At 59.0% G+C, this 19,425-nt stretch carries 24 protein-coding genes; 6 read left to right on the forward strand and 18 right to left on the reverse strand.

Features of this window, described 5'->3' with window-relative positions; translation table 11 throughout:
• Window positions 1-18: 18 nt before the first annotated feature.
• Window positions 19-207, reverse strand: a complete 189-nt coding sequence (locus F617_RS0100485; protein ID WP_003512051.1) for a hypothetical protein — start codon at window positions 205-207, stop codon at window positions 19-21.
• A 555-nt stretch (window positions 208-762) separates the two neighbouring features.
• Here F617_RS0100485 and F617_RS0100490 point away from each other — a divergent pair.
• On the forward strand, window positions 763-1,671 hold the full coding sequence (locus F617_RS0100490) for a DUF2336 domain-containing protein (protein ID WP_003512047.1): 909 nt from the start codon (window positions 763-765) through the stop codon (window positions 1,669-1,671).
• A 58-nt stretch (window positions 1,672-1,729) separates the two neighbouring features.
• Here F617_RS0100490 and F617_RS0100495 read toward each other — a convergent pair whose 3' ends face one another.
• The 3 genes from F617_RS0100495 to F617_RS0100505 all read right to left on the reverse strand — a co-directional run bounded on the left by F617_RS0100495 (window position 1,730) and on the right by F617_RS0100505 (window position 4,620).
• The gene (locus F617_RS0100495) at window positions 1,730-2,083 is read right to left on the reverse strand and encodes a DUF1491 family protein (protein WP_003512046.1); all 354 of its coding nucleotides are present in this window, start codon (window positions 2,081-2,083) and stop codon (window positions 1,730-1,732) included.
• Window positions 2,084-2,195: 112 nt separating this feature from the next.
• Window positions 2,196-3,119, reverse strand: a complete 924-nt coding sequence (locus tag F617_RS0100500) for a peptidoglycan-binding domain-containing protein (RefSeq protein WP_013635711.1) — start codon at window positions 3,117-3,119, stop codon at window positions 2,196-2,198.
• Window positions 3,091-4,620 (reverse strand): HAMP domain-containing sensor histidine kinase, encoded by a 1,530-nt coding sequence (locus F617_RS0100505; protein WP_026330603.1) that lies wholly within the window; start codon window positions 4,618-4,620, stop codon window positions 3,091-3,093. Before F617_RS0100505 ends, F617_RS0100500 begins: the two co-directional genes overlap by 29 nt.
• A gap of 485 nt (window positions 4,621-5,105) precedes the next feature.
• Between F617_RS0100505 and F617_RS0100510 the strand changes: the two genes are divergently transcribed.
• Complete coding sequence (locus tag F617_RS0100510) at window positions 5,106-5,531, forward strand: DUF5330 domain-containing protein (protein WP_026330604.1); 426 nt, start codon at window positions 5,106-5,108, stop codon at window positions 5,529-5,531.
• Window positions 5,532-5,727: 196 nt separating this feature from the next.
• Window positions 5,728-6,144: a SufE family protein gene (locus F617_RS0100515; RefSeq protein ID WP_025592801.1), complete on the forward strand. Its 417-nt coding sequence runs from the start codon at window positions 5,728-5,730 to the stop codon at window positions 6,142-6,144.
• Window positions 6,145-6,148: 4 nt separating this feature from the next.
• Here the strand turns inward: F617_RS0100515 and F617_RS0100520 are convergent, their stop codons facing one another.
• The 10 genes from F617_RS0100520 to F617_RS0100565 form a co-directional block, all read right to left on the reverse strand.
• Window positions 6,149-7,006, reverse strand: coding sequence for a DUF6456 domain-containing protein (locus tag F617_RS0100520; protein ID WP_019564103.1), 858 nt, complete (start codon window positions 7,004-7,006; stop codon window positions 6,149-6,151).
• The gene (locus F617_RS0100525) at window positions 6,999-7,421 is read right to left on the reverse strand and encodes a helix-turn-helix domain-containing protein (protein WP_003512040.1); all 423 of its coding nucleotides are present in this window, start codon (window positions 7,419-7,421) and stop codon (window positions 6,999-7,001) included. The genes F617_RS0100520 and F617_RS0100525 overlap by 8 nt, the downstream gene beginning before the upstream one ends.
• Before the next feature lie 390 nt (window positions 7,422-7,811).
• Window positions 7,812-8,240: a MucR family transcriptional regulator Ros gene (gene ros, locus F617_RS0100530; protein ID WP_003512037.1), complete on the reverse strand. Its 429-nt coding sequence runs from the start codon at window positions 8,238-8,240 to the stop codon at window positions 7,812-7,814.
• Window positions 8,241-8,671: 431 nt separating this feature from the next.
• Window positions 8,672-9,004, reverse strand: a complete 333-nt coding sequence (mnhG, locus tag F617_RS0100535; RefSeq protein ID WP_003512029.1) for a monovalent cation/H(+) antiporter subunit G — start codon at window positions 9,002-9,004, stop codon at window positions 8,672-8,674.
• Window positions 9,001-9,387, reverse strand: a complete 387-nt coding sequence (locus F617_RS0100540; RefSeq protein WP_003512027.1) for a cation:proton antiporter — start codon at window positions 9,385-9,387, stop codon at window positions 9,001-9,003. The genes mnhG and F617_RS0100540 overlap by 4 nt, the downstream gene beginning before the upstream one ends.
• The gene (locus tag F617_RS0100545; protein ID WP_013635705.1) at window positions 9,384-9,863 is read right to left on the reverse strand and encodes a Na+/H+ antiporter subunit E; all 480 of its coding nucleotides are present in this window, start codon (window positions 9,861-9,863) and stop codon (window positions 9,384-9,386) included. The genes F617_RS0100540 and F617_RS0100545 overlap by 4 nt, the downstream gene beginning before the upstream one ends.
• Window positions 9,860-11,437: a Na+/H+ antiporter subunit D gene (locus tag F617_RS0100550; RefSeq protein ID WP_019564105.1), complete on the reverse strand. Its 1,578-nt coding sequence runs from the start codon at window positions 11,435-11,437 to the stop codon at window positions 9,860-9,862. Before F617_RS0100550 ends, F617_RS0100545 begins: the two co-directional genes overlap by 4 nt.
• Window positions 11,438-11,457: 20 nt before the next feature.
• Window positions 11,458-11,835, reverse strand: coding sequence for a Na+/H+ antiporter subunit C (locus F617_RS0100555; protein WP_003509263.1), 378 nt, complete (start codon window positions 11,833-11,835; stop codon window positions 11,458-11,460).
• Window positions 11,835-12,254, reverse strand: coding sequence for a Na(+)/H(+) antiporter subunit B (locus tag F617_RS0100560; RefSeq protein ID WP_003512013.1), 420 nt, complete (start codon window positions 12,252-12,254; stop codon window positions 11,835-11,837). Before F617_RS0100560 ends, F617_RS0100555 begins: the two co-directional genes overlap by 1 nt.
• Window positions 12,251-14,620 (reverse strand): putative monovalent cation/H+ antiporter subunit A, encoded by a 2,370-nt coding sequence (locus F617_RS0100565; RefSeq protein WP_019564106.1) that lies wholly within the window; start codon window positions 14,618-14,620, stop codon window positions 12,251-12,253. The genes F617_RS0100560 and F617_RS0100565 overlap by 4 nt, the downstream gene beginning before the upstream one ends.
• Window positions 14,621-14,825: 205 nt before the next feature.
• On the opposite strand from F617_RS0100565, the gene msrB reads away from it, so the two are divergent.
• Both msrB and F617_RS0100575 read left to right on the forward strand, forming a co-directional pair.
• Window positions 14,826-15,233 (forward strand): peptide-methionine (R)-S-oxide reductase MsrB, encoded by a 408-nt coding sequence (gene msrB / locus F617_RS0100570; RefSeq protein ID WP_003512009.1) that lies wholly within the window; start codon window positions 14,826-14,828, stop codon window positions 15,231-15,233.
• A gap of 116 nt (window positions 15,234-15,349) precedes the next feature.
• Complete coding sequence (locus F617_RS0100575; RefSeq protein ID WP_019564107.1) at window positions 15,350-15,976, forward strand: LysE family translocator; 627 nt, start codon at window positions 15,350-15,352, stop codon at window positions 15,974-15,976.
• Between the two features lie 20 nt (window positions 15,977-15,996).
• Here F617_RS0100575 and F617_RS0100580 read toward each other — a convergent pair whose 3' ends face one another.
• From F617_RS0100580 to F617_RS0100595, 4 genes are all read right to left on the reverse strand, one after another.
• On the reverse strand, window positions 15,997-16,494 hold the full coding sequence (locus F617_RS0100580; protein ID WP_003512007.1) for a GNAT family N-acetyltransferase: 498 nt from the start codon (window positions 16,492-16,494) through the stop codon (window positions 15,997-15,999).
• 107 nt (window positions 16,495-16,601) lie between these two features.
• On the reverse strand, window positions 16,602-17,270 hold the full coding sequence (locus F617_RS0100585; protein WP_019564108.1) for a hemolysin III family protein: 669 nt from the start codon (window positions 17,268-17,270) through the stop codon (window positions 16,602-16,604).
• A 189-nt stretch (window positions 17,271-17,459) separates the two neighbouring features.
• On the reverse strand, window positions 17,460-17,780 hold the full coding sequence (locus F617_RS0100590) for a TraR/DksA C4-type zinc finger protein (protein ID WP_003512004.1): 321 nt from the start codon (window positions 17,778-17,780) through the stop codon (window positions 17,460-17,462).
• Between the two features lie 61 nt (window positions 17,781-17,841).
• Window positions 17,842-18,252: a universal stress protein gene (locus F617_RS0100595; RefSeq protein WP_019564109.1), complete on the reverse strand. Its 411-nt coding sequence runs from the start codon at window positions 18,250-18,252 to the stop codon at window positions 17,842-17,844.
• Window positions 18,253-18,524: 272 nt separating this feature from the next.
• On the opposite strand from F617_RS0100595, the gene F617_RS0100600 reads away from it, so the two are divergent.
• The gene (locus F617_RS0100600; RefSeq protein ID WP_019564110.1) at window positions 18,525-19,385 is read left to right on the forward strand and encodes a VOC family protein; all 861 of its coding nucleotides are present in this window, start codon (window positions 18,525-18,527) and stop codon (window positions 19,383-19,385) included.
• Window positions 19,386-19,425: the final 40 nt, after the last annotated feature.

Below are 19,425 nucleotides of genomic sequence, written 5' to 3' on the forward strand. Positions count from 1 at the left end.
CCGGTCAACCAAGCGTAATCAGGATTTGAAGACGGTTTCCGGTGCGGGCTTGCGCTTGCGCGCGTCCTTGCCAGCCGGTTCCGTATCGCGTTTTTCATAACGCACGCCGGTAAACAGCACGACCTTTGCCGGGCCCATAACCTTGCCGGGCATTCCGGCCGGGCGCAGGCTTCGTCGGGCTTCGGCGATTGGAATAATAACTGCCATGCTCGTCTCCTCTTCGGGAGTCAATGTTGCCCATGGGAACCGCGCAAGCCTCGTCTTGCGTCGGGAATTTCATCACCATCACATTGCGCATAATCCAGCCCACAGACTGGTTTTGGCACGACCCAAAAATCGATGGCGATTTTGCAAGGTGTCGTGCGCATATCAAGGCTTCGGCATGCCATTTTCGAAATTATTCTATCAATCAGAATAACATGGAATCCTAATACTGCCCATGAAATTAGAAACAGACAGAGGTTAATGATCCGTTAACCCTAATCGCCGGGCGCCAACTTATCCTTCATAAAGCTGCACCCGTTGAAAACAAAGGCGAGACGGCAAGGTTCCATGACGTTTTGTCCGTCACGAAGGTTTTAAAATTTCCTTGTTGATAAACGCACAATAACGCTTGCCACCCCCCATAGTTAACAGGGTGTCAACGGATTTGCTCTAATTTGAACCGATATTGTGTTTGCGTTTTTGTTGGGTAGTGCGTTGACCGACCGGTTTCGAGAACTTGAGAGGCCAAGAGCCGTGAGGAAGAAAGATGTGGTGCTAATGGCCACTGTCACGAATTTTGAGACTGTTCCCCATCCGTCAAAAACGGACCTTCGGCAGTTTGCCGAGCTTTTCATGCCGCTTTTCAACGCTTCCACCGAAGAGGCCAAGCGGGAAGCCATTGCAGCGCTTTCTCAGCACCCAAACGTGCCTTCGGCGGTTGCCTTCTTCATCGCCTGCCAGCCGATTTCCATTGCCGCCCCCTTCCTGATTTCGTCGAAGTGCCTTGATGACGACACGCTGATCACCATTGCCCGCACGCAAGGGGCCGCCCATGCGCGCGCCATCGTGCGGCGCGAGGACCTGTCGCCGACCGTCATCGACGCGCTTGTCGGCCTGCGGCACATGGAAGACCTGAAGCGACCCGATGACGCGACGCCTCCCGCCATGCCGGAGCCCGCCATTGCGCAGCCGGCAGACGCCCAGATCAAATCCACCGCCGTGGAAGAGGAAATGCGCCAGCGCATCAAACGGATGGCGCATCAGCTCAGCCGCCCGGAAAGCGACGTTCTTGGCCTGCGCCGCCTGAGTGACGTGCAGGAAGCGCTGCTCGTGCGGTTCGCGCGCGAGCGTGATGCGCGGCAGTTTGCGGTGACGCTGGCGGATTCGCTGTCGTCCAGCTACTGGCTGTCGGAGCGCATCATGCTCGACATATCAGGCACGCAGCTCGCCACCACCCTGATCGGGCTCGGCATGGAATTTTCCGAAGCCGCCTTCATATTGCAATGCTTCTATCCGCATCTTGCCGCCGCCGAAGGCGACATGAGCCGCGCCGAGGCCATGCTCGACCGCCTCGAAATCATTGAATGCGAAGAGCGGGTGGAAAGCTGGCGGCGCGCCGACAGCTACACCCACGGCCGCGAACGACCGAACCACAGCGCACCTGTCATTCACAGAACGGGGACGTGAGGGTTAAGGCGGCCACCCCTCGCCCGGAGCAATTCCGGGCGCAAAGCTGCTGCACGCTTTAAATCTTCGGTTGGTCCACCAGCGTCAGGAGAGTGCCGATCTCGTCCGTTTCGATCTCGACGACCCACAGATCGCTGTCGAAGCGCCGCTCCCTTTCGAGAAGAGCAGCACTTTCCTCCCCCTCCACACCTGCAAGACGCGTCTCGAAACGGCGTTCGGCCCGGACTTCCTCGTCCTCGGCAAAACTCTGCGGCGCGGGTCCATAGAGGTTTTCGCGGCCATCACGAAGGCGCTGGCGGATGAAGATCGCACCGGCCTCTTCGGCACCCTTCTTTTCGACAGCGGCAAAGCCACCAGCGGAAAACACGCGGCGGATAAGAGCTGATACGAAGATTTCGGATTTGAGGCGCATTGGGGTGCTTTCGATGGAGGCGGCAGGCCGCTGCCTGTCCGTGTTGTTACGCTCTCTTCTTTCCTCGTTCCTGCGCTTGTCACAGGAATGGGGAGAGTTGAGACCCAGTCCCCTAAAGCGCCCCGATCGATTTCAGCTTCTTCAGCACGGCTTCGCTCGGTTCACCGGTCTCCGGCAGGCGGTAGTGTTTTTCGAAATGGCGGATGGCGTTGCGGGTCTGCTCGCCGGCCACACCGTCCACCTTCACATCGGCATAGGCGATATTGATCAGTCCCTGCTGGATCTTTGCAATCAGATCGCGGCTCACCGGCTTTGAAGCGGCGGCAGCGCTGTTCAAGGAGACCGGTTCGGCCTTGGGACGAGGCGCTTCAGCCTTGCGGATTGCGGCCGCGACCGGGTCGATCTCAACGCCGCCGCCGGTGTTGGCGTCGGAAGGCCGATCCTTCGGGATTGCGGCGACGGTTGCGCCGTCGATCCTGAGCGCCGCCAGCACCCGTGTCGTCGGTTCGCCGGTCTGTTCCATGCCAAGCGTTTCTTCGAAGAACATGATGGCGGCAGCCGTGCGCGGTCCCATCTTGCCGTCCGCCTCGCCTTCGTAAAGCCCGCGTTTTTTAAGTTCGGCCTGAATATCGGCAACGATCTGCTGCGGCTTCTGGTTTTCCGCCGCAACCGATGTCGCGGGCGTCGCCGTTGCGGCCGCCGGTTGCTGTGCCGTTTCGGTTTCGCTCGGGCGTTCTATGCGGAAGGTCGTGACATGGCCCTGCGTGCCGAGCGGCTCCGCCGCGCGATAGCCGGCAATGCCGTTCGGGTTTGCCGCATCGCGGGTACGCAGGAAAGGAGACGGGTGAACGCCCGGCTGGTACCAGAGCGCGTTGGCGGCGACAAAACCGAAGACGACCACGAAGGCGCCTGAGCCGCCCACCAGTTTCGGACGGCGCAGGAGTTCGCGCCCGATGGCCGAAACCACCAAGGAAACAATCCCGGCGCCAATCTGGGCCGTTGTTTTCTTAGGCGATTTTCGCTTTCGCGGGGCCATCGTCACCATCCTTCCTCATAATCGCGGCCATTTCGCCGAGCCGTTTGATGCGCGGCGGAAACTCCACCATGCATTCGGTTTCAGCGTTTTCGCCACCTGCCATGCCGGAACCGTCAGCAGGCAACATGATCGTTACGACCGTCCCCGCGCCGGGCTGGCTGGTGATGGCGAAAGTGCCGCCATGCAGTGCTACCAGACCCTTGACCAGGGACAATCCCAGACCCGTGCCCTCATAGCGACGGGTATATTCATTCTGGACCTGCATGAAAGGCTGGCCCAGGAGTTCAATCTTGTCGGATGCGATGCCGATGCCGGTATCGCTGACCGTCAGTTTCAGCATCCTGCCTTCACGCGCAGCATCGATCGACACTACACCGCCGGCATCGGTGAACTTGATGGCGTTACCGGCCAGATTAATGAGAACCTGGCGGATGGCGCGCTGGTCGGCGGAGATTTCGCCGATACCGCGCTGGATGCGGCTGGTCAATGTCAGACCTTTTTCCTTCGCCTGCAAGCCGAGCATGGCCTCGCAGGACGAGATGGTTTCGCCGATCGGGAAGCTTTCCATCATCAGCTCGTAACGGCCCGCTTCCAGCTTGCTCATATCCAGCATGGTGTTGACCACCGACAGGAGATGCGCGCCGGACTGGCGGATCAAGCCGACATATTCCCGCTGGCGGTCGTTTTCCAGCCGGCCGAAATATTCGCCCGCCAGAATGTCGGAAAAGCCGAGGACGGCGTTGAGCGGGGTGCGCAGCTCGTGGCTGACGGCAGCGAGGAACCGCGACTTGGCGTCGTTGGCCGATTCCGCCTCTGCCGCCTTGCGGGCGACATCGCGGCGCAGAAGCTCCATCTCGGTGACGTCGGAGAGCTGGGCGACGACGCGGCGCAGCCTGCCGGCCGCATTGCGGATCGCCGTCATTTCCATACGCGCGTGGATGAACTGCGCCTGGCGCGATTTCGCGCCGGTTTCGAACCGCAGTTCCACGCTGGACTTTTCCTCGCCCTGCCGCAGAAGGTCGAAAGCCTGCATCAGCTCGATGCGATCAGAAACATAGACATATTCGGCAAAGACATGGCCCTTGCAGGCCTGAAGATCGGCTGGAAACGTTTCAAGGTCGCGGCCGGAGACGCGCTCGACGAGGCCGTTTTCATTGATGGTGAGTACGAGGCCGGGCAACTGCGATGCCGCAACGAGGTCATCGTCGCCGGCTTGAGCGGACAGGGACGCTGCACCACGGGCAGGACGCGAAAAGGCGATCAACAGGGCGGCTGCGGCCAGATAGAGCGCCAGCACCAGAGCGGCGCCGATGGGCAGCGCGATGGCGGGGCTGAAGACGAGGCTGAACAGGGCGGGAACGACCAGAAAGCCGACGGCGCTGAAGGCAAACAGGCGGCGCAGGCGCGCAACGGTGCCGGCGCGCCTTTCGGCGTCCTCCTCCATACGCGCAAGCCATCTGCCTGCGGCATGGTCGACCAATGCGACCGCTTTTTTTCTCATATTACGCAATACCAAACCTGAATCCCTGAGACGGATCTAACGGCTCCGACAATAGAAGCCCGCGGCTTAAGGAATGGATAAAAAGAACGGCACCAAACAGCCGCGAAATGCGCCGCAGTCCCATTACGGAGCATTTCAACCAAGCTTTGCCAATCATGGTTAATGACGGGTAAGCGACGGATTTCGCTTTATTTTTGCCATCGCGTTAACCTTTGTGGCGGCACGGGTGAGCACTTTTGCCCGGAACAGACGGCATCTGTCGCAATTATGCTTAACATGGACTGTTAAAATGCGACGGAATTGCTGGAGCCGGTCCCGATACGAGGAGAATAGATACAATTTGAATTAAATTGCGCGGCTTTTTGCAATTGGCTGTTCGCCGGTCGCCTGTAGCTTCTCTCCAAGCCCGAAAAACGGGACAAAGGCCGATGACCCAAAACGGGCGGGGCTTCAAAACAAAGATCATCTGGCAGGGTAGTCTGACAATGTGGTTTCTGATCAAAGGAACATTCTGGTTTTCGCTGGTGCTGGTCGCGCTGTCCTATTTCGGTAGCAGCAACGATCCGACCAAGGAACCTTCGGCATTCGATATTCCCAGCGCCGTTTCGGCAGCCGGTGAGGCCTATCGTTATGTCAGCGCCATCTGCATCGAAAAACCCGACGTCTGCGTCAAGGGCGCCGAAACCTTCCACGCGCTCGGTGAACGGGCAAAGGAAGGCGCCAAGGTCGCCTATGAATTGCTCGACGCGCAGCTTGCATCCGGTGATAAAACGGCACCCGCAGCCGAACTCGCCAGCGAGAGCGAAAAACTGGCCTCAGCACCGGCGATCAGCGTCGAATTCCCTGGGAATGCCGACATGCTGAAGACCGGCACCATCATTCCCCTGCCGCAGAAGCGCCCTACCCCCTGATATTTTGCGCCGCCGCCTAACGCCGCGCCGCCCCTTCTCTGCAGCCGGATATGTCCGCCTGCGTGACTGCCTGCCAAACTTGCCCACGGAAACCTGTTTTCCGTGGGCTTTTTCATGGTCCGCATGGTTCAAAACCGTCCGCACTTGCCCTATATCGTAGCAAAGCATGGCAATAACGAACGATACGGCGCGCAACATGGCCTCTCTCGATACGATCCTTGACGATTTCGCCTTCCTCGACGACTGGGAGGATCGCTATCGTTACGTCATCGAACTCGGCAAGGCGCTTCCCGACCTTGCGGAAGACAAGCGCACGCCTGAGAACAAGGTGCAGGGCTGCGCAAGCCAGGTCTGGCTCGTCAGCCACAGCGATGGTGCGGAAGATCCTCTCATGACCTTCGAGGGCGATTCCGATGCGCATATCGTGCGCGGCCTCGTCGCCATCGTTCTTGCCGTCTATTCCGGTAAAAAAGCTTCCGAAATCGCCGGTCTGGACGCCATTGAGGTGTTCGACAAGATCGGGCTGGTGGAACATTTGTCCTCGCAGCGCGCCAATGGCCTGCGTTCCATGGTCAAACGTATCCGCGAGGAAGCGAGACTTCTGACCGCCTGAGCCTTCATTCTGATGCCATCGTTGGCGCCATCGGCGGGCGATAATCTTCGTCGCCCCAATGGTGGCTTGTCCTTCTGCTGCGTTGCGCTTGCGGCGCATAATGCCGGGCAAGCGATAGCAGAGCGGCCCGCAGCAGCAGTTTTGCCGAACGCGCCGGCCATTGCCGCTCGCGCTCCACGGCCTCCAGCCCCTTTTCAAAGCAGCAGATATCGATGGCGACACCTGAAAGTTCAGGCCCCATAGCATCGGCTGCACGGGAAAACCGCGTCCGGGCGGAAATCGCCGCATCGGTAAGATCGAGCTTGCCACCCGCCTCCCCCTTCGTGCGGCTTGCAATTTTCGGCTCCCATGTTGCCGTTACCTTTGGGTTCAATTGCGCGCGGTGAAAATCGGCGGCGAGGCGTTCGCCCGCCTGCAAGGCGTCGCTGGGGAAGAATGCCGTGCCATCCTTTTCCTTCAGCCGTGAAAGCCCTGTCAGTGGCGAGCTGTTGAGGTTGCGCCGGGCCGGTTGCCTGTCCTTGCCGACATCCAGAACCACCGTCTGCAAATCCCAGTGCTGTTCCTGAAAAATCTCGTCGCGATCCCTGGCTATAGCGCGCTTCAAATAGGAGGCGAGCGGCGGCGCGGCGGAGAGTGTGTTTTCGCGTCTTTCGATCAGCCCCGAAGAGAGGGCGAGCTGCACCGTGGTGGCCGGAAACCGCAACGCCGGACGCCCTGTCCCGCCGTTCCCGGCCTCCGGTCGCTGCAATACCATATCGCCGCGATCCTCCGATATCTCAGCCGTGCCCGCAGCAATGCAGCGCAGGAGCCGCAACAGGACAGGATCGGGAAGTATCGATGGAGCGCTTTTTGTCTCACTCATCCCGAACACCTTTCATCACGTTGAAAATGCTGCCGGAAAGCCGCTCCAGTGTGGCGACGAACTCGTCAAAGGCGGGTTCGTCGCGACGATCCTCAACCACCTGGCATGCATGGCCGACTGTCGTTCTGTCCCTGCCGAAACAGGGGCCGATATCCGACATGGGAATACCGAGCTGCACATGGCACACATACATGGCGATCTGGCGGATATGGCATTCGGTGCGCCGCCTGTCCCGGCGCGCAGCCACACGATCGCCGGTCAATTGCACCATTTCCCCGGCCAGTTGCCGGACCAGCCGGCAAATCCGGGAAATCTCATCTCGCCCGGCAGCAGGCGGAAAACGGCGGAAATTGCTATCGGCAACCTGCACACAGGGCCGAAAGGGGGCAGGCAAAGACGATATGTCCGAAGGCATATGCAACTCCTTTACGAATAGGAATTAATTCATACACCTGAGGATGGACGCGGGGAAGTGCAAATTTGGCGTCGAAAAACATGCGATTGATTTCGCTTTGTTTTTGAATAAAGGTGACGCCTCGACAAGGATTTTTTTCCTCTGTCGAAATTGCGCGCGGCAATAAAAAAGCCGGTCTAAGGACCAGCTGGACATAACACTAGGTGCAAGATGTGTATGGAGCGGGCATGTGCGCCCTGCCGCCATCTCCTGCTAAGGGAAAAGGTCACGGCGGCGAGTTAAGGGGCAAGGCCAGCAATATGCTGCCAAGGTCCCCTTTATCCGGCGCTTCGGGCCATCTTTCCCCGGACGGGGAGAAAATACAGCCGCGACACAATCCGTCTTAGAAAATCAACGGTTCGCCTTGCGGCGCTGACCGAGACCCATTTCCTTGGCGAGCCGCGAACGGGCTTCGGCATAGGCGGGAGCAACCATCGGATAATCGACCGGCAGATCCCATTTTTCGCGATATTCTTCCGGCGTCATGCTGTGATGCGTCGTCAGGTGGCGTTTGAGCGACTTGAACGAGCCACCACATTCCAAACAGACGATATGATCGTCCTGAACCGACTTGCGAACGGACACAGCAGGCTTCTGCTTTTCAACATTGACCGCCACCGATGCCGGTGCCGATGTTCCGCTGAGTGCCGTATGAACATCCGAAATAAGGCCGGGAAGCTCAGTTACCGGAACGACGTGGTTGCTAACATAGGCAGCCACAATATCCGCCGTCAGTTCGACCAGCAGATCCTGGGCGTTACCGTATGCAGTTTCCGTCATTTAAGTATCTCCTGTTATTTATCTCCAGACACGGATGAACGCCGCATCGAGCGATGTGAAGTTACCCGGTGCCCCTCCTTCGCCCTGTTGAAACCAACGTGAAATCTACCCCTAGATTTCAAGCGAAACCGGAAACGAATTGATCCGAGATTCAACTTGTAGCCCGCGACATGGCCAACAAAGGTCTGATCAACCATAGATTAGACATTAATAAAATGCCTATGCCGACCATGAAGAGGCTAGATGCAAATCGCAATAAGCAATTTTACACTTAATTTGGATAGCATCAAAACAGCAAAAGTCAAATTCCTATTATGATTTTTTCAGTTCAAAACAGTCTAATTGGAATACAAAAAATCACGGGTAATAAAATACTATGCCAAGTAGTAATGCAAAACGAAGACCCCCCATTATTAGGGGGTAATTCAACTTCAAATTTTCTTTAGGTCATCAACTACCGATTTATCAGCAAGTGGATAACCTGCCTTGTGTGCAGCCATTGCAAGAAGATGTGCGGAGACCGGTGCTGTCAGAACAAAGAAAAAGAAACCGGCAAGTGCCCGTGCCAGCGTCGATATTTCCGTGGAATGAATGCCAACGGCCAGCAGCAACAGGCCTGAGCCCACCGTTCCCGCCTTGGAAGCCGCATGCATGCGGGTGTAGACATCCGGCAGGCGATTAAGCCCGATTGCCGCAATCAGCGAGAAGGCGGCACCTGAGACCGTCAGTGCCGCAACCAGAATAGCCACGATCCAGCCCATCATCGACCGCCCCTTCTTTTTCCACGCCTGGATACTTGTTTTTCAGGCTTTTCAACAACTTCCGATGCCCGCTCGCCGTCCAGAACAGCCTTTGTCCTGCGCCTGCCATCTGCACCGCGCGACAGGACGAAGCGGGCAAAAGCCACCGTTGCGAGAAAACCCACCAGTCCGAGCGCAATGGCGATATCGACATAAAGATCGACGCCGGTGCGGATGGCGATAACCGCAATGAAGCCGATGGCAATACCGACCAGCATGTCGAGCGCGACGATTCGGTCCGGCAAGGTCGGACCGACGACGACGCGATATACTGTCAGCAAAAAGGCAGCGGACAGTACAACCGTGGCAAGTACAGTTGCAAATGAAACTATGAGTTCCGGCGTCATCCCTGAAACGCCTCCATGATCTTTTTTTCGAAGCCGTTTCTGATGTCATTCTTGGCGGCTTCGATATTGCTGCAATCGATCGCGTGGACGTAGAGCGTTGTTTTATCCTCGGAAACATCGACCGAAAGTGTGCCGGGGGTCAGCGTGATGAGATTGGCAAGCAGCGTGATCTCGAAATCCGTCGTCAGCCTGAGCGGATAGGCGAAGATACCGGGCTGCACATCGAGCTTCGGCCGCGTCACCATCACCGCCACCTTCCAGGCCGACAGCGCCAGCTCCTTGAAGAACAGCAGCAGCAGCGACAGCACGCGGACGGGACGCAGCCGATGACGGCCGCCCTTGGGGATCTGGTGACGGATAAGGCCCAGAGCCAGCGCCGAGACGATGAGGCCGAAGAGAATGTTCGCCGGCGTGACGCTGCCGCTCACAGCGAGCCATACGCCAACGAAGAGCAGTAACAGGATGTAGCGGCTCATGGTCTGCTCCCTTCGGGAAACACCGACTGGATATAGGCTTCGGGGTTGCCAAGCCCCGCAGCCGCCTGCTGGCTGAGATTGAGCAGGCTTTCCGGAAACAGGCCGAAGAACACCACCAGCAATGTCAGCCCGACCAGCGGGACGAAAGAAGGGGCCGCCAGATGCGACGCAGGCAGCGACGGCGCCTGGCCGGTTGAGGCCACTGCCGGGCGCCAGAAACATAAGAGGAAGACCCGCCCGAAGGCGATGGTGGCGATGAAGCCGGACAGGAGAAGGGCTGCGGCAAGCCACCAGGCGCCGATATCGATCGCCGATTTGACGAGAACCACCTTCGGCCAGAAGCCGGAAAACGGCGGCAGTCCGGAACCGGCGAAAAACAAGGCGAGCGCGAGGCCCGAAAACCACGGCGCCTGCCGATAAAGGCCACCGAGCGAAGTCAGGGCGAAACTGCCGCCAAGGCGGGCGGCGTGGCCGGCGGCGAGATAAAGCGCCGTCATCAGCACCATGGAGTGCAGCGCGTAAAAGATCGCGCCAGCAACGCCGGAGGGCGTGCCGATGGCGATGCCCGCCATCATGTAACCGATGCCCGATATGACGATGTAACCGAGCATGCGGCGGATATCGTTCTGTGCCAGCGCACCCATGGCGCCGAGCACCATTGTCAGCGCCGCAGAGATGGCGATGACGATACTCAGCTCCTCCCGCTCGACCGGAAACAGCATGACCATGACGCGCAGCAGCGCGTAGATGCCGACCTTGGTAAGCAGGCCGCCGAACAGGGCGGAAACGACGATGCGCGGCGTGTGATAGGAGGCGGGCAGCCAGAAATTCACCGGAAAGGCCGCCGCCTTCATGGCGAAGGCGAGAGCAAACAGGCTGGCAAGCGTCATCAGCGGAGCCGTGCCGCGCAGCTGCGTCGCCTTCAGCGCGATATCGGCCATATTGAGTGTGCCGAAGATGGCATAGAGATAACCGACCGTGATCAGGAACAGCGTCGTGCCGATGAGGTTGAGGATGGCGTATTTCAGCGCGCCATCGATCTGCTCGCGCGTGGAGCCCAGCACGATGAGGCCGAAGGACGAGATCAGCAGCACCTCGAACCAGACATAGAGGTTGAAGAGGTCGCCGGTCAGGAACGCACCGGTGACACCCGCCATCAACAGCATCAGGAACGGATAAAAACCGTATCGCCTGCCGCTGGCATCGATATCGGCGCTGGCATGGATGGCACCGGCGAGCGCTACGATGGCGGCGGCGAGCGACAGCAGCGTGCCGGTAAGATCAGCCGTAAAGGCAATGCCGAAGGGTGGCAGCCAGCGGCCCATGACCATGGTGAACGGCCCTTGGGTCACGACCTTCCACAGAAGCGCAGCATCGAGCAGTACCAGCAGAACAAGTGCCGTGATTGCAATGGGCGCATGCAGACGCATGGTGTGGCGCAGCATCATCAGCACCGCACCTGCGCCTATTGAGAGCGCGACGGGAAGGATGATCAGCCAGTCGGATAGCGGCACGGGTGCCGTGACAAGCGCTGCGGAAAGATCTGATATTGCGGAAGTGGTGGATGAAGCCATGTGTCTGTGCCCCGCCCCGCTCAATAACCGAGCGGCGGCAAAGGCTCGCCTGCCGGTTCTGCGGTGCGCATTTCGTCGGTGTCGTCGGTCTGCAATTCCTGGAACGCGCGCCAAGTCAGCACCAACAGGAAACAGAAGAAGGAAAAGGAAATGACGATTGCCGTGAGGATAAGCGCCTGCGGCAGCGGATTGGCGGCACCCGCCGGCAGCGTGTCCATGCCGGGCGGAATGATCGGCGGCACTTCGCGCGTCAGCCTTCCCGCCGTGAACAGCAGGAGGTTGACTGCGTTGCCGAGAATGGCGATGCCGAGCAGCATGCGGATGCTGTGACGCGAGAGCATGAGATAGATCGCCACCGAAAAGAAGATGCCGACGAGAATGGAGAAAACAGCTTCCATCAGTCGCTATCCCTTTCTTCCAGAGCCAGCGCAATGGAGGTGATGGCACCGACCACGACGAGATAAACGCCGATATCGAAGGACATGACGGTGGAGAGTGGCACTTCCACACCGAGCAGGCTCGGATAGACCCACAGCCCGGTCATGAAGGGCACGCCGGCTGCAATCGAGACGAGACCAGACAACATCGCCAACAGCAGCCCCGCGCCGGCAATGGACAGCGGATGGTACACGATGGCGCGCCGGACTGCGGCCACACCATAAGCGATGCCGTAGATCGCCAGCGCCGAGACCGCGATCAACCCGCCGATGAAACCGCCGCCCGGCTCGTTATGGCCGCGCAGCAATACAAAGATGGAAAACAGCACCATGAGGCTGGTGACCACGGGGGCGACGGTGCGCAGGATAAGCGTGTTCAAGCCCGCGCTCCCTTCTTCTTCGCTATTTTTGCTGGTCCCTTGATGGCAGCAGCCGGGCGGATGCGGATGAGCGCGAGAATGGCCAGGCCTGTTATCATCACCACCGCAATCTCGCCCAGCGTATCCGTGCCGCGGAAATCGACGATGATGACATTCACCACATTCGCCCCGTGGGCGATGACCTTGGAATAGGTGTTGTAGAAATCGGTGAGGCGATTATCGAACGACGCTTCCGTCGCCCGCATCAGGAACAGGGCAAAGCCGGTTCCGCAGGCAATGGCGATGGTGCTGTCCAGAAGCTTCTGGCCAGGGCCGCGATGGTCTGACGGCGACAGGCGAAGCCTTGTCATGACCAGCGTCAGAATGACCACGGAAAGGGTTTCGACCATGAATTGCGTAAACGACAGATCGGGCGCACCGAACAGCAGGAAGATGACCGCCACCGCAAACCCCTGAATGCCGAGCGCGATGATGGCCGTAAGCCGACTGGACGCCGTGAGCACAGCGACAAGGCCCGCAACCGCGATGGCAATGAAGGTCAGCTCATGGATTTTCATGTCGTGCGGCCACGCCGGCATGGACGGCAGTTCGCCATAGAGAAACAGCGGCGCAAGCAGCACGACGGCAATGACGGCGAAAGTGGCGGTGACGTAAAATTCCAGCCTGCCGGGCTGGATAAGCCTGACAACATGGAACGAGATTTTGACCAGCGTTTCGATGAAAACATCGAAGCCCCTGTCCGGCCCTGCACCCAGCGCCTTGAAGGTGCGCACCATCAGGCCGCGAACGGCGGAAAGCTGCATATAGAGGAGGATGCCGAGCGCGATCGTCAGCAGCGACAGGCCGAGCGGCACGCCGATATGGGGAATGAGCGAGATTTCCACCGGGCGCGCCTCACCCGCGATCGCGCTTGCCATCGGCGTCGAAATGTAAAAATGCGAAAGGCCAGCGAAGAGAGCGATGGTCAGCCCCTTTATCGCCAGCAGCGCCGGGCCGAGCCACAGCAGCAGTGGTCCCTCATGCGCGTGTTTCGGGGTTTTCACGGGCTTGCCGAGGAAAGGTTTCAGCGCCACGGCAAAAGCGACGGCAAACATCAGCGCATTGCCGAGAATGGCGATGCCGGTGAACAGCACGGCACGCGGATTGCCATGCGCCAGCGCATAATAAATCTCTTCCTTGGCGAGAAAGCCGAAGAAGGGCGGCAGGCCGGCCATGGAGATGGCCGCTGCCAGCGCTGCCGCAAAGGTGATCGGCATGGCCTTTCGCAAGCCGCCGAGCTTCGTCACATCGCGGGTTCCGGTCTCGTGGTCGATGATGCCGGCAACCATGAACAGTGCGCCCTTGAAAAGCGAATGCGCCACCAGATAAAGCACAGCCGCCTCGATCGCGTGGTCCGAGCCGAAGCCGGTCAGCATCACCAGCAGACCGAGCGAGGACATGGTGGTATAGGCCAGCATCAGCTTCAGGTCGGTCTGGCGCACGGCCAGCAGCGCGCCGGTCAGCATGGTCAACCCGCCGAAGAACGGCAGCAGGATCTGCCAGGCAGCGGTATCGCCGAGAACGGGGTTGAGGCGCATCAGAAGATAGACGCCGGCCTTCACCATGGTTGCCGAGTGCAGATAGGCCGAAACCGGTGTCGGTGCCTCCATCGCGTTGGGAAGCCAGAAATGGAACGGGAACTGCGCCGATTTGGTGAACGCGCCGCCGAGAACCAGCAGCAGCGCAGCCAGATAGAACGGGCTGTCGCGTAATATATCGCCGCCACGCACCAGCATGGACAATTGCGTCATGCCGCTCATGTCCCAGATGAAGATCAACCCGGCGAGCAGCAGCAGACCGCCGCCGCCCGTTACCACCAGCGCCTGCAAGGCGGCACGGCGTGCGGCCGGGCGCGCATGGTCGAATCCGATCAGCAGGAACGAGGTTATCGAGGTCAGTTCCCAATAAACGAATAGCATCAACAGGCTGTCCGAAACCACGACGCCCAGCATCGCGCCCATGAACAGAAGCAGGAAAGACAGGAAGCGGCCCTGCTGCGGATGCCCCTTCATGTAACCGCCGGCATAAAGCACGATCAGCAGACCGATACCGGTGATCAGAAGTGCAAAGGTCAGCGACAGGCCGTCGATGAACCACGAAAAGCTGAGGTTGAAACTTGGAACCCAGACGTAACCGCCCGTGACCACGCCGCCAGCCGCCACCTGCGGCAGCATCAGTGCGAAGTGGACAAAAGCCAGCGCGGGCGCGATCGCCAATATCCAGACGGCATTGTGACCTAATCTTTTCACCAGCATCGGTGCGGCAAGCGCTGCCAGAAACGGCAAAAACAGCGACAGGAATGTCAGCTGCGTGACATCTGATGTCATTCACATCTCCCAGGGCTTCCCCTACCCCTGTACGCCCATGAATGGCGTTCTTTTCAAATCGTATTTTTCAGTTAAGGCATAGACACCGCCATCTCAACCCAAATCGACTCTCATACCTGCCCATAACGTACTCGTTATGACAGCTGCCCTCTTTCAATCTGCAGCGCTGATGCCTATTTCTGGCAGGAACAGAAAGGATCATTCCATGAGCGATCTGACATCCCCGAAAGTGAACAAGAGCGATGCCGACTGGCGCGAGCAGCTGACGCCGGAGCAATATCGCATCCTGCGTGAACACGGCACCGAGCGCCCATTTACCGGTCCCTACTGGGACACGTTCCAGAAAGGCCTCTATCGCTGCGCCGCCTGCGACGAGCCGCTGTTCCTGTCCGATACCAAATTCGATGCAGGTTGCGGCTGGCCGAGCTATTTCGAACCGGTGAAACCGGGTGCGGTGACGGAACATCGCGATGCGACGCTTGGCATGGTGCGCACTGAAATCCGCTGCGCCAATTGCGGCGGCCACCTCGGCCACGTCTTCCCGGACGGCCCACCGCCCACCGGCCTGCGTTATTGCATCAACGGCCATTCGATGGTGTTCGAACCGATCTGATGAGAGACGGGTAACGGCCGGCTGCCTGCCGGCCGTTTTTGCGAAGAAAATGACCGTCTCGACAGCCGGACCGGAGAGTGAGATTATCGCGATCTCACTTCTTCCGGATCACCGTCATGGCGCTCGAAACCATCCTCATATTCATTCCCGCCTGCTTTGCCCTGAACATGGCGTTCGGGCCCAACAATCTCCTGTCGATGACGGTTGGTGCGCGATACGGCATGGCAACGGCAGTGATGGCCGCGAGCGGCCGGCTGGTTGCGTTTGCGGGCATGATCGCGATCGCTGCTTTGGGCCTCGGCGCACTTTTGATGGCTTCCGAAATGATGTTTTCGCTGATCAAATGGATCGGCGTTCTCTACCTGCTATGGATCGGCTTCAAGCTCATCCGCTCAAGGGCGGATGTCACCGCTCCCGATATCTCCTCGGGCAACGGAAATATTCTCAAGACCTATCTGCGGCAGGAGTTTTTTGTCGCCTCCGGCAATCCGAAGGCCATCCTGATCTTTACGGCCTTTTTCCCGCAATTCATCCAGCAGGATGCCTATTGGCAGAGCTTCGCCACGCTCGGCGCAATTTTCCTGCTGCTCGAGGTGGTGGCGATCACCGTTTATGCCTTTGTCGGTTCGCGACTGTCCGGTCTTATGCGCAATGCGCGCGCCCTGAAGCGCGTCAACCGGATCAGCGGCTCGATGATGATGGCTTTCGGCGTCATGCTGGCCTTCGCCCGGCGCCCCGCCTGAGAGAAATCCCGGCCCGCGTACTAGTTCAGTTTAAGCTCCATGCAAGTCAGGTCCAGCCAGCGGCCGAACTTTGTGCCCACTTCCGAAAACCGGCCGGCAACGGTGAAACCGAGGCTTTCGTGCAGGCGGATGGAGGCGGCGTTTTCCGATTCGATCGCGGCGATCAGCACATGCACATCGTTGCCGGAGGCGTGGTCGATGAGCGCCTGCATCAGCCGCTTGCCGATGCCGTGGCCGCGCGCGTCCTTGTGGACATAAACCGAATGTTCGCGGGTGTGGCGATAGCCGTCGAAGGCGCGCCAGTCGCCATAGGAAGCGTAGCCGGCAACCTTACCGTCAAGAATCGCGACGATCACAGGAAAGCCACGTGACTTGCGGGCGGAAAACCATTCCTTGCGGTTTTCCAGATCGACCAGCACTTCGTTCCAGATCGCCGTCGTGTTCAGGACCGCGTCGTTGTAAATCTCCATGATGCCGGAAAGATCGTCCACGGTGGCATCGCGCAGTTCCAAACTCATTATCGTTCGCCCTCATTCTTGTCTGCATCGCGCGCCCAAAGTTTCGGGACACGACCTTCAGGCGAGCATTAGGCGATGACGCGGATGGCTGTCCAGTGCTCTCTAGCTCAGGAAGACATGGGAACGAGGCTGAAGGAAGTGACCACGGCAAAATAGTGGACAACGGCGGCGGCAACGACGAAACCGTGCCAGATGGCGTTCTGGAATCGCAGCTTTTCCCAGACATGGAAGACCACGCCGAGCGAATAGATGACACCGCCAGCGACAATCAGCCAGAGCGTGACGGGGGCCAGATGCGTCGAGAGTGGCTGCACCACCATGATGCCGCTCCAGCCCATTGCGAGATAAAGGCCTATGGCGACCCGGTCGTAACGGCCGGGAAACAGGCATTTGAGCAATATGCCGCAGATGGCGGCAAGCCAGATCAGCCCCAGCATGGTGGCAATCAGCGGCTCGTGGACACCGCGCATCAGGAACGGCGTGTAGGTGGCGGCGATCAGGATGAAAATCGCCGAGTGATCCAGCCGGCGCAGGAACCATTTTACGTTGGAATGCGGCCAGATATTATAGGTGAAGGACACGGAAAGGCAGGCGACAAGGCCGAGTCCGTAAATCCAGGCGGCCGCGATGGCGCTGAGGCTGCCCCAGACGGTCGCGTAAAAAATCAGCGCCGTGGCGCCGACCAGCGCAAAAACGATACCCACGCCGTGGACGATACCATCGGCGACAATCTCGTGAAAATCATACTGGCGACCAAACCGCCATACGTTACTCATAGTCCATTCCCGTTTGCCTGCTTGTGGCCAAGCATGAAGGCAATATTAGACAGGAACAAGACAGCAGCCGGTTAACGGCGATCAAATTGCGTTCCGGGCTGTTGCGAAAGGAGAGGTTGAGTGGCGGCCTCGCCGTTTCCCTCATTCCTGCGCTTGTCACCAGGAATGAGGAGGGAAAACGGAGCGCCCTCACAAGGCCGCAGCGCATTCCTGGCAGAACGGCGTATAGGGCACGGCTTTCAGGCGGTCTTCCGAAATTTTCTTGCCGCATTTGACGCAGGTGCCGTAGGTACCGTTCGCGATGCGGTCCAGTGCGGCGTCGATGGCGCGCAGCTCGTCCTGGCCCACCTGCCCTATTTCATCCAGCACCTCGTCATTGCTGCGTTCAGCGGCGCGATCGTCGTCATCGGGGTTGCGCGGTTCTTCGAAATCCGCCTCGATTTTGTGCAGGCGGCTGTAAAGCTCGCGCTGGCGGTCGCGCAGGATTTTCTCGTAACTTTCGACATTCATGGTCTTCTCCTCCAGCCGGTGCGGGCGAAAATCGCCCGCAACCCCAAGATTTCAGCTCACTTTACCTGTCAATCAGCACCGAGCACTTGGCATGGCGCACCACGCGGTCGGCGGTGGCTCCGATGAAATAATTGGTAAAGTCAGGCATATGCGATGCGATGATGATGAGATCGGCCTTGTGCTCTTCGGCAGCGGCTATGATTTCACGTGCCGGCGCGCCGCTTCTGATTTCGTGCTTGCCCTTGAAGCCGGCCTTCACCTGAATATCCGCAAGTTTCGTCTTGGCATCCTTGATGGCATTTTCGATGAGGTCTACCGGCAGGTCGATCGCCATATAGCCGGGCAGTTCCTCAACCACATTGATGAGGACGATCTCGCCATCGACATCCAGCAGCGCCTTGGCCTTGGCGAGAATCTTCTCTCCCTTGTCGATGGCGCTGAGGTCTACCGGTACGATGATTTTCTTGTACATGGCTATCTCCTTTGGCGTAATCTGCCGTTCACGTGTCGGGCTCATATTTCCCTGCCGATGCGCCCTTCGCCTTGATTGAAGTCAAAGCTGCGTCGGAGCAGCAACAGGGGCATTGTCAACGAATAGTGGACGGTCAATCGCCAGATGGCGATCTTTGCTGAACGACAAAACCCGCCCATATTCACCACAAATGAACGCCGCAAAGCGGCGTCGGCTGATGCAGACGCGCAAATCCGCGTCGTCAGCACGCCGGATTCAATATGGAGATTATGATGAGTGAAATCAAACAATTCGCCCTGACGCGGCCGGCTTATGTCGGTCAGGCTCATCTTGTCGTTCACGATCTGCCGCGCATTTCGGAATTCTACCAGAAAATCATCGGCCTCTCCGTCATCGAGAAAAGCCCGAGCGGCGAGGTTCTTGGTGTCAACGGCCAGCCGCTGCTGACACTTTCCACCTCCGGCACGGTTGAACGCGCGCCGCGCAATGCAGCAGGCCTGTTCCACACCGCCTTCCTGATGCCACGCCGCGAGGATCTGGCCCATTGGCTGGCCCATGCCGCGCACAACAATATCCAGCTTCAGGGCGCATCCGACCATCTGGTGAGTGAAGCGATCTATCTGGCCGACCCCGAAGGCAACGGCATCGAGGTCTATCGCGACCGGTCGCCGTCGGAATGGACCTACCAGGAGGACGGCACGGTGGAGATGGCCACGCTCCGCCTCGACCTACAGGCGCTGTATGACAGTGCGCCGAAAACGGCGTTCGAGGGCGCCGCCGATGGAACGGCCATCGGCCACATGCATCTGCAGGTCGGCAATATTCCGCAGGCGGATGAGTTTTATCAGGATGTGCTGGGGTTGAAGATCATGGCGCGTTATCCGGGTGCCAGCTTCTTCGGCTCGGGCGCTTATCATCACCATGTGGCCGCCAATATCTGGAACAGCCGCGGCGCCACGGCCCGCACGGACAATATGACCGGCCTCTCGGGCTACTCGCTGAAGTTCAACGATAGTGCGGCGCTCGATACTGCAATCGCCGCTCTCGACCGGCTGGAAATAGCTACGGAACGGCAGAGCGACGGTATTGTTCTCAAAGATCCGTGGGGCATAGGCCTGAAGCTTTCCGCGTAAAGACTACGGGGCGGCAGAAATTTTTGCCGCTCCGGAACCG

The sequence above is a fragment of the Agrobacterium sp. 10MFCol1.1 genome, from assembly GCF_000381165.1.
Classification (GTDB): Bacteria; Pseudomonadota; Alphaproteobacteria; order Rhizobiales; family Rhizobiaceae; genus Agrobacterium; species Agrobacterium tumefaciens.

What these genes read in the sequence shown, in the direction of transcription:
- F617_RS0100525 (WP_003512040.1), bottom strand. Translation starts at nt 7,421, where the DNA reads ATGCCTTCGGACATATCGTCTTTGCCTGCCCCCTTTCGGCCCTGTGTG.
- F617_RS0100595 (WP_019564109.1), bottom strand. Translation starts at nt 18,252, where the DNA reads ATGTACAAGAAAATCATCGTACCGGTAGACCTCAGCGCCATCGACAAG.
- F617_RS0100515 (WP_025592801.1), top strand. Translation starts at nt 5,728, where the DNA reads ATGGCCTCTCTCGATACGATCCTTGACGATTTCGCCTTCCTCGACGAC.
- F617_RS0100540 (WP_003512027.1), bottom strand. Translation starts at nt 9,387, where the DNA reads ATGACGCCGGAACTCATAGTTTCATTTGCAACTGTACTTGCCACGGTT.
- F617_RS0100495 (WP_003512046.1), bottom strand. Translation starts at nt 2,083, where the DNA reads ATGCGCCTCAAATCCGAAATCTTCGTATCAGCTCTTATCCGCCGCGTG.
- mnhG (WP_003512029.1), bottom strand. Translation starts at nt 9,004, where the DNA reads ATGATGGGCTGGATCGTGGCTATTCTGGTTGCGGCACTGACGGTCTCA.
- F617_RS0100485 (WP_003512051.1), bottom strand. Translation starts at nt 207, where the DNA reads ATGGCAGTTATTATTCCAATCGCCGAAGCCCGACGAAGCCTGCGCCCG.
- F617_RS0100590 (WP_003512004.1), bottom strand. Translation starts at nt 17,780, where the DNA reads ATGAATGTCGAAAGTTACGAGAAAATCCTGCGCGACCGCCAGCGCGAG.
- F617_RS0100555 (WP_003509263.1), bottom strand. Translation starts at nt 11,835, where the DNA reads ATGGAAGCTGTTTTCTCCATTCTCGTCGGCATCTTCTTTTCGGTGGCG.
- F617_RS0100600 (WP_019564110.1), top strand. Translation starts at nt 18,525, where the DNA reads ATGAGTGAAATCAAACAATTCGCCCTGACGCGGCCGGCTTATGTCGGT.
- F617_RS0100500 (WP_013635711.1), bottom strand. Translation starts at nt 3,119, where the DNA reads ATGGCCCCGCGAAAGCGAAAATCGCCTAAGAAAACAACGGCCCAGATT.
- F617_RS0100575 (WP_019564107.1), top strand. Translation starts at nt 15,350, where the DNA reads ATGGCGCTCGAAACCATCCTCATATTCATTCCCGCCTGCTTTGCCCTG.
- msrB (WP_003512009.1), top strand. Translation starts at nt 14,826, where the DNA reads ATGAGCGATCTGACATCCCCGAAAGTGAACAAGAGCGATGCCGACTGG.
- F617_RS0100550 (WP_019564105.1), bottom strand. Translation starts at nt 11,437, where the DNA reads ATGGCTTCATCCACCACTTCCGCAATATCAGATCTTTCCGCAGCGCTT.
- F617_RS0100585 (WP_019564108.1), bottom strand. Translation starts at nt 17,270, where the DNA reads ATGAGTAACGTATGGCGGTTTGGTCGCCAGTATGATTTTCACGAGATT.
- ros (WP_003512037.1), bottom strand. Translation starts at nt 8,240, where the DNA reads ATGACGGAAACTGCATACGGTAACGCCCAGGATCTGCTGGTCGAACTG.
- F617_RS0100565 (WP_019564106.1), bottom strand. Translation starts at nt 14,620, where the DNA reads ATGACATCAGATGTCACGCAGCTGACATTCCTGTCGCTGTTTTTGCCG.
- F617_RS0100545 (WP_013635705.1), bottom strand. Translation starts at nt 9,863, where the DNA reads ATGAGCCGCTACATCCTGTTACTGCTCTTCGTTGGCGTATGGCTCGCT.
- F617_RS0100490 (WP_003512047.1), top strand. Translation starts at nt 763, where the DNA reads ATGGCCACTGTCACGAATTTTGAGACTGTTCCCCATCCGTCAAAAACG.
- F617_RS0100580 (WP_003512007.1), bottom strand. Translation starts at nt 16,494, where the DNA reads ATGAGTTTGGAACTGCGCGATGCCACCGTGGACGATCTTTCCGGCATC.
- F617_RS0100510 (WP_026330604.1), top strand. Translation starts at nt 5,106, where the DNA reads ATGTGGTTTCTGATCAAAGGAACATTCTGGTTTTCGCTGGTGCTGGTC.
- F617_RS0100505 (WP_026330603.1), bottom strand. Translation starts at nt 4,620, where the DNA reads ATGAGAAAAAAAGCGGTCGCATTGGTCGACCATGCCGCAGGCAGATGG.
- F617_RS0100520 (WP_019564103.1), bottom strand. Translation starts at nt 7,006, where the DNA reads ATGAGTGAGACAAAAAGCGCTCCATCGATACTTCCCGATCCTGTCCTG.